General features: G+C 66.8%; 13 protein-coding genes. 5 read left to right on the top strand and 8 right to left on the bottom strand.

What is annotated here, in order from left to right; all coding sequences use genetic code 11:
* The first annotated feature begins 788 nt into the window (after positions 1–788).
* The 3 genes from P0M04_RS23925 (at position 789) to P0M04_RS23915 (ending at position 5,354) form a co-directional block, all read left to right on the top strand.
* Positions 789–1,832 carry a LacI family DNA-binding transcriptional regulator gene (locus P0M04_RS23925; RefSeq protein ID WP_259449286.1) on the top strand — a complete coding sequence of 348 codons (1,044 nt, stop codon included), beginning with the start codon at positions 789–791 and terminating at the stop codon, positions 1,830–1,832.
* Positions 1,833–2,576: 744 nt separating this feature from the next.
* Complete coding sequence (zwf, locus tag P0M04_RS23920) at positions 2,577–4,046, top strand: glucose-6-phosphate dehydrogenase (RefSeq protein ID WP_259449287.1); 1,470 nt, start codon at positions 2,577–2,579, stop codon at positions 4,044–4,046.
* 165 nt (positions 4,047–4,211) lie between these two features.
* On the top strand, positions 4,212–5,354 hold the full coding sequence (locus P0M04_RS23915; protein ID WP_259449288.1) for an alpha/beta fold hydrolase: 1,143 nt from the start codon (positions 4,212–4,214) through the stop codon (positions 5,352–5,354).
* 2 nt (positions 5,355–5,356) lie between these two features.
* Here the strand turns inward: P0M04_RS23915 and P0M04_RS23910 are convergent, their stop codons facing one another.
* Entirely contained in the window at positions 5,357–6,313 is a 957-nt protein-coding gene (locus P0M04_RS23910) for a PDR/VanB family oxidoreductase (protein WP_259449289.1), read from the bottom strand.
* Positions 6,310–7,353, bottom strand: coding sequence for a Rieske 2Fe-2S domain-containing protein (locus tag P0M04_RS23905; protein WP_259449290.1), 1,044 nt, complete (start codon positions 7,351–7,353; stop codon positions 6,310–6,312). The genes P0M04_RS23910 and P0M04_RS23905 overlap by 4 nt, the downstream gene beginning before the upstream one ends.
* 124 nt (positions 7,354–7,477) lie before the next feature.
* Here P0M04_RS23905 and P0M04_RS23900 point away from each other — a divergent pair, with 124 nt between their 5' ends.
* Complete coding sequence (locus P0M04_RS23900) at positions 7,478–7,954, top strand: MarR family winged helix-turn-helix transcriptional regulator (protein ID WP_259449291.1); 477 nt, start codon at positions 7,478–7,480, stop codon at positions 7,952–7,954.
* Positions 7,955–7,967: 13 nt separating this feature from the next.
* On the opposite strand, the gene pcaF is transcribed toward P0M04_RS23900, so the two are convergent.
* The 3 genes from pcaF to P0M04_RS23885 are packed head-to-tail and all read right to left on the bottom strand — an operon-like array spanning position 7,968 to position 10,504.
* Positions 7,968–9,176 carry a 3-oxoadipyl-CoA thiolase gene (pcaF, locus tag P0M04_RS23895; RefSeq protein ID WP_259449292.1) on the bottom strand — a complete coding sequence of 403 codons (1,209 nt, stop codon included), beginning with the start codon at positions 9,174–9,176 and terminating at the stop codon, positions 7,968–7,970.
* 15 nt (positions 9,177–9,191) lie between these two features.
* Positions 9,192–9,842 carry a CoA transferase subunit B gene (locus tag P0M04_RS23890; RefSeq protein WP_259449293.1) on the bottom strand — a complete coding sequence of 217 codons (651 nt, stop codon included), beginning with the start codon at positions 9,840–9,842 and terminating at the stop codon, positions 9,192–9,194.
* Positions 9,839–10,504 (bottom strand): 3-oxoacid CoA-transferase subunit A, encoded by a 666-nt coding sequence (locus tag P0M04_RS23885; protein ID WP_259449294.1) that lies wholly within the window; start codon positions 10,502–10,504, stop codon positions 9,839–9,841. The genes P0M04_RS23890 and P0M04_RS23885 overlap by 4 nt, the downstream gene beginning before the upstream one ends.
* A gap of 132 nt (positions 10,505–10,636) precedes the next feature.
* Here P0M04_RS23885 and P0M04_RS23880 point away from each other — a divergent pair, with 132 nt between their 5' ends.
* Positions 10,637–11,452, top strand: a complete 816-nt coding sequence (locus tag P0M04_RS23880; RefSeq protein WP_259449295.1) for an IclR family transcriptional regulator domain-containing protein — start codon at positions 10,637–10,639, stop codon at positions 11,450–11,452.
* A gap of 6 nt (positions 11,453–11,458) precedes the next feature.
* Here the strand turns inward: P0M04_RS23880 and P0M04_RS23875 are convergent, their stop codons facing one another.
* Genes P0M04_RS23875 through P0M04_RS23865 form a run of 3 tightly spaced genes read right to left on the bottom strand, consistent with a single transcriptional unit; the run spans position 11,459 to position 13,725 of the window.
* On the bottom strand, positions 11,459–11,758 hold the full coding sequence (locus P0M04_RS23875; protein WP_259449296.1) for an antibiotic biosynthesis monooxygenase family protein: 300 nt from the start codon (positions 11,756–11,758) through the stop codon (positions 11,459–11,461).
* Between the two features lie 35 nt (positions 11,759–11,793).
* Positions 11,794–12,768, bottom strand: a complete 975-nt coding sequence (locus tag P0M04_RS23870) for a LysR substrate-binding domain-containing protein (protein ID WP_259449297.1) — start codon at positions 12,766–12,768, stop codon at positions 11,794–11,796.
* A 51-nt stretch (positions 12,769–12,819) separates the two neighbouring features.
* Positions 12,820–13,725, bottom strand: a complete 906-nt coding sequence (locus P0M04_RS23865; protein WP_259449298.1) for an alpha/beta hydrolase fold domain-containing protein — start codon at positions 13,723–13,725, stop codon at positions 12,820–12,822.
* Between the last annotated feature and the right edge of the window lie 4 nt (positions 13,726–13,729).

Here is a 13,729-nt window from a genome sequence, read left to right as displayed (position 1 = left end):
GACCGGCAAATCGCGGTCGGATCGGAATGAATGAGGACGGCTGATGAGGTCGGCATTTTTGTCTCCACGCTTTATTTATTGCGTTGGCGATGTAGTCGTTATGGTCATGTAATCGTTTTCATGAGTGTAGATATTTTGAGTGATTTTTGTCAAACCCCATAACATCACTGTTGCACGCTAACATCGAAGGTATTCATTATTTACAAAAAAGTATGCTGAAAATCGATAGCTCAGCAATTCGTCCGATATCCGCAACAGGCACGGCAGCCGGACACGGCCATATCGAATTACGCACTACTGGACAATTGATTAGGACATATCCGGTATGACAGGCATAACCCGGCACGGGCGCCGTCGACGCACATTCCGGCCAGGTCGCCATGGCGCGGATGCAAGCAGATCGGCACGGGATCCATGATGTTCGACACACGTATGTACAAAGGGTATCGTAGGTAGCGCTATCAGAGAAGTAGCCGCCCGCTTGAAAACCTACGATCCGCCCATGAATCTCTTTTATGCAATGGGCCCGATTCAGCGCTATCATTTGGTAGCGCAATCAATTAAATCCTTAAATGACTCATGAAAAGATTGGGCCACTACCATTACGCATCGGTAATCAAATGCAGTGGTATCTTGTCGCTATCCGGCACAGCATTTAGAGTCCATAACATTTATTTCGATACCGCGATTCAATTCAAAATATGGATCGCCATTAAAGACATGACGGATTTTCAGAAGTTCCAGAAACGTATTCGCCGCGGCGCCCGATCCGGCCGCCGGGAGACCGCATGAACGCGCCGGTCGCACCACCCAAGCGAACCCGGCGCACGAAGGGCGGCCTCACGCTGGTCGACGTGGCGCGCGTGGCCGGCGTGGCGCCGATCACGGTGTCGCGCGTGCTGAATTCGCCGGAGAAGGTATCGCCCGACCTCGTGCAGAAAGTGCGCGCCGCGATCGAACGGACGGGTTACGTGCCGAACCTGCTGGCAGGCAGCCTGGCGTCGACGAAGAGCCGCATGGTCGCGGCGATCCTGCCGACGATCGCGGGCTCCGTGTTCATCGATACGGTCCAGGCGTTGACGGAGAACCTCGCCGCCGCCGGCTACCAGCTGATCCTGGGCCAGTCGGGCTACGAAAATTCGCGCGAGGACGAGCTGCTGGAAGCGATCATCGGGCGCCGCCCGGACGGCATCGTCCTCGCCGGCATCATGCGCTCGGAGCAGGGACGGCGCCGGCTGCAGGCGAGCGCCATCCCGCTGGTCGAAACATGGGACCTGACGCCCACGCCGGCCGACATGCTCGTCGGTTTTTCGCACGAAGACATCGGCCAGGCGGTGGCCGAATTCCTGTACCAGCGCGGACGGCGCCGCGTGGGCGTGATCAGCGCGTCGGACGAACGCGCCCAGCGCCGCAACCGCGCGTTCCTGCAGGCCGCCGTGCGGCTGGACATGCAGGGGGCGGACGGCAAGATCCCGTTCCACACGATCTCCGCACCGGGCACGGCGGCAGGCGGACGCGCGGGCCTGCGCGCGCTGCTGGCGGACCATCCCGACCTCGACGCCGTGTTCTGCAGCTCGGACATGGTCGCGCTCGGCGTGCTCACGGAAGCGCACAAGCTCGGCATCGACATTCCGGGCCGGCTGGCCGTCGTCGGCCTCGGCGACCAGCCATTCGCCGCCGAGACGTATCCCGCCCTCACGACGGTCCACCTGGACGGCCGCAAGATGGGCCAGATCGCGGCGCAGTTCATCATCGACCGCATCGCGGGCACGCCCATCCCCGAGGTCGTGCGCAATATCGGCTTCACCATCGTCGAGCGCGAGAGCGCCTGATAATTCGGGGTCAGAGCACTTTTTGGCGCACTGGCTCCGAAGCATTTTCCCGTCTCCTTCCGCCCCCGCTGCCCGTCATCCGCGCGCCATCGCCTGCGCGCTCTCCAATCCGTCCAGACATTGATCAGAAATGTGCTCTGACCCCGAACTTGCAGCCCGCAGGCCAAAAAAAGGGCGCCACGCGGGCGCCCTGAAGTGATATCGAGAGTAAGTAAGTCGAGGCCGTGCTGATGGCCACCACGCCACCGCACGAGCCACCATCGTAACGCGCCGCAGCATGCCGCGCCCATCATTTATTCGCCATTTGCTATCGGTTTTTGATATAGGCGACGGGGCCCTACCAACCCGCCAGACCCCATTCCCGGCACGGTCGCCCGCCCGGTGTACAATCCTCTGTTCCAGGAACACCTGCACGGCCGCAATCCGCGCCACTGCCGGGTTCCCGATACCGATCGTGCATCCACTACGAGCTGACATGGCCACCACCGGGACACCACAACGCCGCCAGGCGGACCGCGACCGCAGCGCCCGACGCGCGCGGACGGCCGTTGGTGCGCCCCCGCTGACGCCATCCCCCACGGCGCCGCTACCCGGCCACAAGCCGGTACGCCTGGCGCCCACCAGCCGCACGCATGCCGCCCCGACCCGCGGGAGCTGCGCCGCGCAATCGTACCGCCCTGCCCGGCCCGGCCGCATTCCCGCCGGGAGCCGGCAACCACCTCAACTTCCTAGATCCAGAACAACATGCAGACCCACTCGACAGAAGCAGACAACGGCCTCCCCCTCGACATGATCATCTTCGGCGGCATGGGCGACCTTGCCATGCGCAAGCTGCTGCCGGCCCTGTACATGGCCTTCCTGCACGGCAATCTGCCGCCGACGACACGCATCCTGTCCACCGGCCGCCAGGACTTCACCCGCGAAGCCTATCTCGCCCACATCGAAGCGAACTCGCGCTCGTTCATCGCAGCCAGCAACTTCAACGAGAAGACCTGGGACGGCTTCCTCAAACTGCTCGAGTACGTCCGCCTGGACGTGCAGGCCGCACCCGACTTCTCGGCCCTCGCGCAAGCGTCGCGTGCCGGCGCCCAGCGCGTGTTCTACCTGTCGACGGCACCGTCGCTGTTCACGACCATCTGCGACAAGCTGGCCGCGAGCAACCTCGTCGATGCCAATGCCCGTGTCGTGCTGGAAAAGCCGCTGGGCACGGACCTCGCGTCCGCGATCGCCATCAACGAGGACGTCGGCCGCCATTTCGCCGAATCGCAGATCTATCGCATCGACCACTACCTGGGCAAGGAAACCGTGCAGAACCTGATGGTGCTGCGCTTCGGTAATTCGATCCTGGAACCGCTGTGGCGCGCGCCGAACATTTCCAGCGTGCAGATCACCGTGGCCGAGGAAGTGGGCGTCGGCAGCCGCGCCGGCTTCTACGACGGCGCCGGCGCGATGCGCGACATGGTCCAGAACCACCTGCTGCAACTGCTGTGCATCGTCGCGATGGAACCGCCGACCTCGCTGTCGCCGGACGCCGTGCGCGACGAAAAGCTGAAAGTGCTGCGCTCGCTGCGCCGCCTGTCGCTGGCCGACATCGCGCGCGACACCATCCGCGGCCAGTACATCCGCGGTGTGTCCGGCAACCAGGAAGTGCCCGGCTACCACGAAGAGAAGAATGTCCCGCAGGAGAGCAAGACGGAAACGTTCGTCGCCCTGCGCGCGTTCATCGACACGTGGCGCTGGTCCAAGGTGCCGTTCTACCTGCGCACCGGCAAGCGCATGGCGCGCCGCTCGTCGAAGATCGTCGTCGAGTTCGCCAATCCGCCGTTCCCGCTGTTCCCGCAGACCGCCGGCGCCGTCGCCAACCGCCTCGTCATCGAGTTGCAGCCGGAAGAAGCGATCAAGCTGCAGATCATGGCCAAGCAGCCCGGCAGCGGCATGGAGATGCAGCAGGTCGCGCTGAACCTCGACCTGCAGTCGGCATTCCAGCAGCGCCGTGCGGAAGCGTACGAACGCCTGCTGATCGACGTCGTGCGCGGCCGCCTGACCCACTTCATGCGCCGCGACGAGCTGGAAGCGGCATGGGAATGGGCCGACCCGATCATCGAAGGCTGGCAGACTCTGGACGAGAAGCCGCATCCGTACGCGGCCGGCTCGTGGGGTCCGGCGGAGTCGTTCGCGCTGCTCGCGCGCGACGGCCACAGCTGGGTCGAGTAGGAGTGTCCGGCGGCGGACGGTGCGCCGCCGCCTGTTTTAATCGTGCACAATGGCCTGCTGGCATCGTGCACGCGTCCGCGCAGTTTCATGCTTAATACTGCGCAAACGGTCGCCACGTTCTCCATGAACACGATTGGAGACAGGTGGCAAGTGGCGTAGAGTGCGATGTCTCTCAACTCTGACCTCGGACGAATCGCCATGCAGGCAAGCAACTGGAACACCGCCATGAGCGCGCTGGGCGCACTGGCCCTGAAGGACATGGACCGCCGCCGCAAGGCGCGCGGCGAGATGCTGGAACGCGTGGGCTACGGCCCGCAGCAGACGCCGTCGACGGTCCTCTACACGGAACCCGGCCTGAACGTGCGCCGCTACGGCGCCCCGGCCGACATCACCCCGAACGGCGGCCCGGCCGTGCTGATCGTGCCGGCCCCCATCAAGCGCCCCTACATCTGGGACCTGGCGCCCGAAGTCAGCGTCGTGCGGCGCTTCCTGGAGCATGGCTACCGCGTCTACCTGGCCGAATGGCTCGCGCTGCCGGACACGCACGACCACTTCGGCCTGGACGACTACGGCGATCACCTGCTGGCCGCCTGCCGCCGCGCCATCGCGGCCGACGGCGGGCCGGACCAGGTGGTCGTCGCGGGCCACTCGCTGGGCGGCATCCTGGCCGCGATCCACAGCTGCCTGCACCCGGAGGCCGTGCGCGCGACGATCCTGCTGGAATCGCCGCTGCACTTCACGCCGGCATCGAGCTGCTTCGCGCGCCTGATCGACGCGACGCCGCACGCCCGCCCGATCGCCGACACGTTCCGCCAGGTGCCCGGGGTCTTCCTCAACATGATGAGCGCGATGGCCGAGCCCCAGGCGTTCCAGTGGGAGCGCTGGACGGACCGCATGCTGTCGATGACGGACCCGCAGGCCCTCGTCACGCACATGCGCGTGGAGCGGTGGACGCACGACGAGTTCCCGCTGCCGGGCCGGCTGTTCACGGAGATCGTGGAATCGCTGTACCGGCACGACGCCTTCATGCAGGGCAAGCTCACGCTCGGCAACCGCACGATCGGCCCGAGCGACCTCACGTCGCCGCTGCTGTCCGTCGTCGACCCGCGCAGCAAGCTGATTCCGCCGGACGCGCTGGTGCCGTTCCACGAAGCGACGGCCAGCCCGCGCAAGCAACTCCTGCACTACGAGGGCGACGTAGGCGTCAATCTGCAGCACGTGGGCGTGCTCGTGGGGCGCAGCGCGCATGCGCGCCTCTGGCCCCGGATCTTCGACTGGCTCGACGGGAAGGACGTTCCCGCCGCCTGACTCTAGAGATCCAGGACCAGCAGCGGCGAACGGGCACGCGAACAGCACGGCGCGAACTGGTCGTTGGCCGCCCGCTCCTCGTCGGTCAGGTACAGGTCGCGGTGGTCCGGCTCGCCGGCCAGCACGCGCGTAAGGCAGGTGCCGCAGACGCCTTCCTCGCACGAATAGGGGATGTCCACACCCTGCTCGGCCAGCACCTTGAGCACCGTCCGGCCCGCCGGGATCGTCACGACCTTGCCGCTCGACGCCAGCTGCACGTCGAACGGCCGGTCGTCGCCGGTGTCGACTGCCGCTGCGCCGAAATATTCGGCGTGCAGCTGCGGCGCCGGCCAGCCGTGTGCCCGTGCGCTGTCCAGCACGTGGTCGATGAAGCCCTGCGGGCCGCACACGTACAGGTGCGTGTCGGGTGCCGGCGCCGCCAGCAGCGCGGCCAGGTCGAGCCGCTGGTCTTCCGCGCCGCTGTCGTAATGCAGGTGAACTTGCCCGGCGAACCTGCTGGCGCCGAGGCGTTCGACGAACGCGGCGCGCTCAGGTGCCCGCGCACAGTAATGCATCTCGAACGCCGCCCCGTTGTCCGCCAGCGTCTCGGACATGGCCAGGATCGGCGTAACGCCGATGCCGCCCGCCAGCAGCAGCGACCGCGCTGCGTCGACCAGCGGAAAATGGTTCTTCGGTGCGCCGATGGTCAGCACCGTGCCGGCATCGACGTCGTCATGCATGGCTTGCGAACCGCCGCGCGACGCCGCGTCGCGCAGCACGGCGATGACGTAGCGGTGCGTTTCGCCGGGCGCATTACACAGCGAATACTGGCGCACGAGACCGTTCGGCAGGTGGACGTCGACATGGGCGCCCGCCGCGAACGAAGGCAGCGGGGCACCATCGGCACGCACCAGTTCGTAGCTGCAGATGCCTTCCGCTTCCCGGGTCTTGCGCGCTACGCGCACTTCGAAAGTGCTCATGCCGCGGCCTCCACGGCAGCTTCGCGCGCCAGCCAGGCATCGATGATGCGGCGCGATTGCACGCCGCCCGCGTCGATGTTGAGCATCAGGAGCTTGCGCTCCGGATGGCGCAGCAGGTTCTGCTGCTGCAGTTCGAGCATGGCGCGGTCTTCGCTGAAGATCTTGCCCTGCCCTTCGCGGATGGCCCGGGTCAGCGCCTCGTCCTGCGGCTTGAAATTGCGCGCCATGCCCCAGAAGTACCAGTGCGAGGTTTCCGTCTCCGGCGTGATGAAGTCGACCACGATGGAGGACGCCTTGTGCGCCGGATCGGCATGGTAACCGCCCTTGCCCGCATGGGCGACGCCGACCTCGATCATCACGTGGCTCGGCGCGCTGAAGCGGCAGATCTGCCAGCGGTCGACCGGCACGTCGTCCGCCAGACCGTTGCCGCGCAAGGCGGCCTGCCAGAACGGCGGCGGCATGATGTTCTCCATGAAGCGGCTCGTCACCACCTGTTCGCCTTCGACCTTCGTCGTGACAGGCGCCTCGTCGATTTCCTTCTGGCCGATGCTCGAGGCATGCACGTACGTCTCGTGCGTCAGGTCCATCAGGTTGTCGATCATGAGGCGGTAATCGCAGCCGATGTGATACAGCCCGCCGCCATAGGCCCACTCCGGATTGTCCGCCCACTCGAGATGGTGGATCGCGGCCGGATCGGCCAGTGCCTTGTCGCCCGGCCAGACCCAGATGAAGCCGTAGCGCTCCTCGACCGCATAGCTGCGGATGCAGGGAAAGCCGCGCACGCGCTGGCCCGGCATGCTGGCGGCCTTGCCGTCGCAGCCCATCTGCAGGCCGTGGTAGCCGCACACCAGGTGGCCGTCGCGCACGAGCCCCAGCGACAGCGGCGCGCCCCGGTGCGGGCAAAAATCCTCGACCGCGGCGACCTTGCCCTGCTCGCCACGGTAGAACACGATCTTCTCGCCGCAGACCTGGCGGCCCAGGGGTTTGCCATCAATTTCGTCGGGGGTGCAGGCCACGTACCACGCATTCTTCGGGAACATCGTTTGTCTCCTGTCGTTTAATATTCAGTGCACTGAATGTCGGGAAAGTATCGCGCGCATCCATGGCGAAGTAAACTGGTGTCCCGACTATTTCGATGGTGCGCCGCACCACAAGCAGACTCACATGCCAAGCACGCTCGACCTGTACCAACACCCCGGCCACCTGCTGCGCCGGGCCCAGCAGATCTCGGTGTCGCTCTTCCATGACGAAATGGGAGGGGAACTGACGCCGGTCCAGTATGCGATCCTGAGCCGGCTGGCCGAGCATCCCGGCATCGACCAGGTCTCGCTGGCGGGACTGGCCGCGATCGACACCTCGACCGGCGCGACGGTGTGCGCACGCCTCGAAGAAAAAGGACTATTGGAACGCAAGGTGATTCCGCACAACCGGCGCCAGCGCGCGCTGACCATCACACCAGCGGGCACGCGCCTGCTGGCCGCGCTGGAGCCCGGCGCCCAGCGCCTGCGCGACCGGCTGCTGGCCCCGCTGAGTGCGCGCGAACAGGACGTGTTCATGGGCCTGCTGGCCAAGCTCGTCAACGGCAACAACGACCAGAGCCGCGCGCCGCTGGCACTGCCCGACGCAGCGGGCGACAAATAGCACGGAGGGGGCGTCAAGCCTCGACGCGCTCGATCGCGAGCGCGATCCCCTGCCCCACGCCGATGCACATCGTGCACAGGGCAAAGCGGCCGCCGGTGCGCTCCAGCTGGTAGGTGGCCGCGGTGACGAGCCGCGCGCCGCTCATCCCGAGCGGATGCCCGAGGGCGATCGCGCCGCCGTTCGGATTCACGCGCGAGTCGTCGTCGCGCAGGCCCAGCAACCGCAGCACGGCGAGGCCCTGCGATGCGAACGCCTCGTTCAGCTCGATCACGTCGAACTGGTCCAGCGTCATGCCCGTCTGTGCCAGCAGCTTCTGCACGGCTGGTGCGGGGCCGATCCCCATCACGCGCGGCGCCACGCCGGCCGTCGCCATGCCGACGATGCGGGCGCGCGGCGTCAAGCCGTATTGCGTCGCCGCCTCCGCATTCGCCAGCAGCAGCGCGCACGCGCCGTCGTTCACGCCCGACGCATTGCCGGCCGTGACCGTACCGTCCGGCCGCACGACCGGCTTCAGCTTCGCCAGCGTCTCCAGGCTCGTCTCGCGCGGGTGCTCGTCCTTCGCGAAACGCAGCGGATCACCTTTCTTTTGAGGGATCAGTACCGGCACGATCTCCTGCTCGAACGTCCCGTCCTGCTGCGCGCGGGCCGCCTTCGCCTGGCTCGCCAGCGCGAACGCGTCCTGGTCGGCGCGCGAGATCTTGTAATCGTCCGCCACGTTCTCCGCCGTCTCCGGCATCGCATCCGTGCCGTACAGCTTGTGCATCAGCGGATTCGGGAAGCGCCAGCCGATCGTCGTGTCGTAGATGTTCGCGCTGCGGGAAAACGCGGACTCCGCCTTGCCCATCACGAACGGGGCGCGCGTCATCGACTCCACGCCGCCCGCGATCATCAGGCGCGCTTCTCCGCTCTTGATGGCGCGGGCGGCGCTGCCGACGGCGTCCAGTCCCGAGCCGCACAAGCGGTTGATGGTGGATCCCGGCACTTCATGCGGCAGGCCGGCCAGCAGCGCGGCCATGCGCGCGACGTTGCGGTTATCCTCGCCGGCCTGGTTGGCGCAGCCGTAGATCACGTCGTCGATCGCGGACCAGTCGACGTCCGGATTGCGGCGCATGAGTTCGCGGATGGGAATGGCGCCCAGGTCGTCCGCGCGCACGTCCTTCAACGCGCCGCCATAGCGGCCGATGGGGGTGCGGATGGCATCGACGATGAATGCGTCGGTCATGTTCGTTCTCCTTTTTTATTCGGTGGGCGCCAGCAGCGGCGCGGCGGTCACGGCCTGCAGGTCGGCCAGCGTGAGGCCGGGCGCCATTTCGCGCACGCGCAGGCCCTGCGGCGTGACGTCCAGCACGGCCAGGTCAGTGTAGATGCGGCTGACGCAGCCAATGCCCGTCAGCGGATACGTGCAGCGCTCGACGATCTTGCTTTCGCCCGTCTTGGTCTGGTGTTCCATCATGACGAACACCTGCTTGGCGCCGATCGCGAGGTCCATCGCGCCGCCGACCGCGGGAATCGCGTCCGGCGCGCCCGTGTGCCAGTTGGCGAGATCGCCCGTGTGCGATACCTGGAAGGCGCCCAGCACGCAGATGTCCAGGTGCCCGCCGCGCATCATCGCGAACGAGTCCGCGTGGTGGAAATAGGCGCCGCCCATCAGCAGGGTCACCGGCTGCTTGCCCGCGTTGATCAGGTCCTCGTCCTCTTCGCCCGGCGCGGGCGCGGGGCCCATGCCCAGCAGGCCGTTCTCGCTGTGCAGGAAGATTTCCTTTTCCGGCGGCAGGTAGTTCGCGACCTTCGTCGGCAGGCCGATGCCCAGGTTGACGTAGGCTCCTTCCGGGATGTCCTGGGCGACGCGCGCGGCCATCTGGTCGCGGGAATAACGACTGGTACTCATGCTGCCTCCTTGACGACGCGCTGGACGAAGATGCCGGGGGTGACGATCGCTTCCGGATCGAGCTCGCCGAGCGGCACGATCTCGGCGACTTGCGCGATGGTGGTCTTCGCGGCCATGGCCATGATCGGGCCGAAGTTGCGCGCCGTCTTGCGGTACACGAGGTTGCCCCAGCGGTCGCCCCGCAGCGCCTTGATCAGCGCGAAGTCGGCGTGGATCGGCGTCTCGAATACATAGTTGCGGCCATTGATCACGCGGGTCTCCTTGCCCTCGGCCAGCAGGGTGCCGTAGCCGGTGGGCGTGAAAAAGCCGCCGATGCCGGCGCCGGCCGCACGGATGCGCTCGGCCAGGTTGCCCTGCGGCGTCAGTTCCAGCTCGATTTCGCCGGCGCGGTACAGCGCGTCGAAATGCCAGGAATCGGCCTGGCGCGGGAACGAGCACACGATCTTCCTCACGCGCTTTTCCTTGATGAGGGCGGCCAGGCCCGTGTCGCCGTTACCGGCATTGTTGTTCACGATGGTCAGCTCGCGCGCGCCGTGCGCGATCAGCGCGTCGATGAGGGCGGACGGCATGCCGGCGTTGCCGAAGCCACCGATCATGACGGTGGCGCCGTCGTGGATGTCGGCCACGGCCTGCTGCAGCGAGTCACAGGTTTTGTCGATCATGGGTTGTCACCTTGGTCAATTTTGTGCGATTATCGAACACATGCTCGTCTACCGCACAAAAAGTGTACGCCCGGGCCGCGCCGCGCGTCAAGCGCTTCCTGCCGACCCATCCCCATCGATTAGAATTCCGCCATGCCATCCACATCCGACACCCCAGCCGCCCCGCGCACGATCGCGGAAGACATCGACGCCCTCGCCGATCCCGACTTCATGACGTCGCTGGCACGCGGTCTCGCCGTGCTGCGTGCGTTCGCCGACTCGCGCAAGCCGCAGACCATCGCCCAGATCAGCCTGCAGACGGGCATCCCGCGCGCGGCCGTGCGCCGCTGCCTGCACACGCTGCGGCAGCTCGGCTACGTCGACGCGGAACTGAACAATTTCAGCCTCAGGCCGAAGGTGCTGACCTTGGGGTATTCGTATTTGTCGTCGACGCCGCTGACGGCCGCCGCGCAGCCGTGCCTGAACGGCGTCAGCAAGGCGCTGGGCGAATCGAGCTCGCTCGCCGTGCTGGAGGAAGACCAGGTGCTGTACGTGGCGCGCGCGGCGACGTCGCGCGTGATGTCGGTGTCGCTGTCCGCCGGCAGCCGCCTGCCCGCGTATTGCAGCTCGCTGGGCCGCGTGCTGCTGGCGCACCTGCCGCAGGACGAGCTGGAGGCCTACCTCACGCGCACCACCTTGACACCCATGACGGAACGCACGGTGACGGACAAGGACAGCCTGCGCGCGATCCTCGCGCAGGTGCGGCGCGACGGCTATGCCGTCAATAACGAGGAACTGGAGCTGGGATTGCGCTCGATCGCCGTGCCCGTGCGCGGCGCGTCGGGCCGGGTGCTGGCGGCGCTGAACGTGGGTGCGCACGCGGCGCGCGTGACGCCGGAGCGCATGGTGGAAGAGTTCCTGCCCGTGCTGCGCCAGGGCGCGCAGGAACTCGCGATGCTGCTGCCCTGAAGGGCGTCAGAAGCCGTCGACGGCCGCCGCGTAATGCGTGACGACGGGCGCGCCGTCGAAGCAGTGGCCGACGAGGCGGCGCCATTCCTGGAAATCGTCGCTCTCGCGGAAGTGGACCATGTGGTCCTCGACCGTGTTCCAGTCCACGAGCAGGCGGTAGGCGCGCGGATTCTCCACGCCCCGCTGCAGGCGCATGCTTGTACAGCCGCGGGCCCGCTGGAACAGCGGCGCGGCGGCGCGCACGCCCGCTTCGAATTGTTCTTCCATGCCGGCCTTGACGAGGATTTCGGCGCTTTCGACGACCATGTGCTTCCTTTCGATGGGAGTTGGGGTGACGACGATTATGCCACCCCGCGCGCCGTCTCGATGGCGTTGAAGCTGAACGGCGCCATCGGCAGCTCGGCATTGGTCGGCAGGCCGCGCGCGACTTCCAGCATCACGCCGCGCAGCCAGATGTGGCACGGGTCGTTTTCCTGGAAGCGGTGCCATTGCAGGCATTCCGCCAGCGGCGGCAGGTCGTACGGCAGCGGCAGCACGCGGATCGGCAGCCGGCGCGCGCACGCGAGCGCGAGGCGCGTGTGCATGGTCGCGACGAGGTCCGTGCCGACGAGTGCCGTCGCCATGCTGTAGAAATCGCTGGTGATCACGCGGATGCGGCGCTTGACGCCTTGCGCCTGCAGCAGCAGCTCTTCCATCGTCGGCGAGCGCGGCCGGCCCAGCATCGGCGCGATATGCGACAGGCGCTCGTACGTCGCGGCGTCGAGGACGTCGCCCACCTGCGTATTCCCCTCCCAGATCACGGTGCAGTAATGGTCTTCGAACAGCGTGCGCTGCGGGTGCTCGGGGTCGAGGAAATGGCGCGGGATGATGAGGAAGTCGTTCTCGCCGCGGCGCAGCTTTTCCGCCGCGTCGTCCGCGAGCGGCACCAGTTCCAGCGTCATGTTGGGCGCGTCGCGCAGCACGCGCGCCACCACCTGGTTCAGGAACACCTCGGTCGCGTAGTCGGACACCATGATCTTCATGCAGCGCGTTTCACGTGCCGGATCGAACGTCACGCGGATGCCCACCGTCGCGTGCACGTGCAGGATCAGGTCGCGCACGGGGCCGACGAGCTGGCGGCCCAGCACCGTCAGCTCCATGTTGCGGCCGACGGCGGCCAGTAGATCGTCTTCGAAGAATTCGCGCAGGCGCGCCAGCATGCCGCTCATGGCGGACTGGCTGACGTTCACGCGCGCCGCCGCGCGGGTGATGTTCTGTTCCTCCAGCAGCGCGTCGAGCGCCAGCAGCAGGTTCAGGTCCAGGCGGTTGAAACGCATCGATTGTCTCCTTGTTATCGTATGGCCCGTGTGGCCTTCGTATCCTTTACTTTAGGGAGTTTTCATGCGGCTGTCACGCACGAAGGCCAGCAGGGGCGCCGCCAGCGCGTCGTCGCCGCTGTTGATCGCATGGACCTGGCTCAGGTGGTTGTGGTTCGCGACGACCCCGATGCGCGGCTGGAAACCGTGGCGCGTGACGAGCCGCGCGAACAACTCCCCGGCCTGCGCCTGCATCTGGACCGGGTCCAGTTCCGCGTACGTGATCGCGAGCGGGAACGGCGCGGCGTCGATAAGTTCCACGGTCGACATCGCGCGGTAGCTCGCGAAATCCGTGCCGAAGTAGGCCTCATTGCGCGGATCCGGCGTCGCGATGCCCAGCTGCGCGCGTGCCAGGAATTCCAGCTCCGCGTTGTAAACGCCCGACGCGAGGAACGCGCCCGCGATGTTCAGGCCCTCGGGCGGATGGAAACGGGAGACGAGCGTCGCGGCCGCCACGTGCGCCGCGCCCGCCGATTCGCCCGCGAGCACGATGTGGTCCGGATCGCCGCCGTGCGCCGCCACGTTGGCGCGTGTCCACGCCAGTACCGACGACACGTCCTCGGCCCCGGCCGGCCACCGGTGCTTCGGGCCGAGACGGTAATTCGGCAGCACGGCCACCACGCCATGCCGCGAAAAATAATGGCCGACGGCTGCGCGATCGGCCTTGTCGCCGCGGATGAAGCCCCCGCCGTGCAGGAACACGACGACGGGCGCCGGTCCCGTCGCGCCGGCCGCAGCGTACACGTCCAGCCGGTGGCGTTCGTCGTCCCCGTAGGCGATGTCGCGCAGCGGTTCCGCGCCGCGCGGCATGTCGGCCAGCAGCGGCGCGTACAGGGCCTTCGCGGCCGGCGGGTCGATCACGGGGCCCGCGGCGCGGACCGCGCGCAGGATCTCCATATGCTTGTCGCTCAACGTCATCCGT

The organism is Telluria mixta, from assembly GCF_029223865.1.
GTDB lineage: Bacteria > Pseudomonadota > Gammaproteobacteria > Burkholderiales > Burkholderiaceae_D > Telluria > Telluria mixta.
This window is presented reverse-complemented; position numbering and strand designations above follow the sequence as displayed.

Bases quoted from the DNA above. Each gene is read 5' to 3' on its own strand.
- P0M04_RS23925 (WP_259449286.1), top strand. From the start codon at position 789: ATGAACGCGCCGGTCGCACCACCCAAGCGAACCCGGCGCACGAAGGGC.
- zwf (WP_259449287.1), top strand. From the start codon at position 2,577: ATGCAGACCCACTCGACAGAAGCAGACAACGGCCTCCCCCTCGACATG.
- P0M04_RS23915 (WP_259449288.1), top strand. From the start codon at position 4,212: ATGTCTCTCAACTCTGACCTCGGACGAATCGCCATGCAGGCAAGCAAC.
- P0M04_RS23910 (WP_259449289.1), bottom strand. From the start codon at position 6,313: ATGAGCACTTTCGAAGTGCGCGTAGCGCGCAAGACCCGGGAAGCGGAA.
- P0M04_RS23905 (WP_259449290.1), bottom strand. From the start codon at position 7,353: ATGTTCCCGAAGAATGCGTGGTACGTGGCCTGCACCCCCGACGAAATT.
- P0M04_RS23900 (WP_259449291.1), top strand. From the start codon at position 7,478: ATGCCAAGCACGCTCGACCTGTACCAACACCCCGGCCACCTGCTGCGC.
- pcaF (WP_259449292.1), bottom strand. From the start codon at position 9,176: ATGACCGACGCATTCATCGTCGATGCCATCCGCACCCCCATCGGCCGC.
- P0M04_RS23890 (WP_259449293.1), bottom strand. From the start codon at position 9,842: ATGAGTACCAGTCGTTATTCCCGCGACCAGATGGCCGCGCGCGTCGCC.
- P0M04_RS23885 (WP_259449294.1), bottom strand. From the start codon at position 10,504: ATGATCGACAAAACCTGTGACTCGCTGCAGCAGGCCGTGGCCGACATC.
- P0M04_RS23880 (WP_259449295.1), top strand. From the start codon at position 10,637: ATGCCATCCACATCCGACACCCCAGCCGCCCCGCGCACGATCGCGGAA.
- P0M04_RS23875 (WP_259449296.1), bottom strand. From the start codon at position 11,758: ATGGTCGTCGAAAGCGCCGAAATCCTCGTCAAGGCCGGCATGGAAGAA.
- P0M04_RS23870 (WP_259449297.1), bottom strand. From the start codon at position 12,768: ATGCGTTTCAACCGCCTGGACCTGAACCTGCTGCTGGCGCTCGACGCG.
- P0M04_RS23865 (WP_259449298.1), bottom strand. From the start codon at position 13,725: ATGACGTTGAGCGACAAGCATATGGAGATCCTGCGCGCGGTCCGCGCC.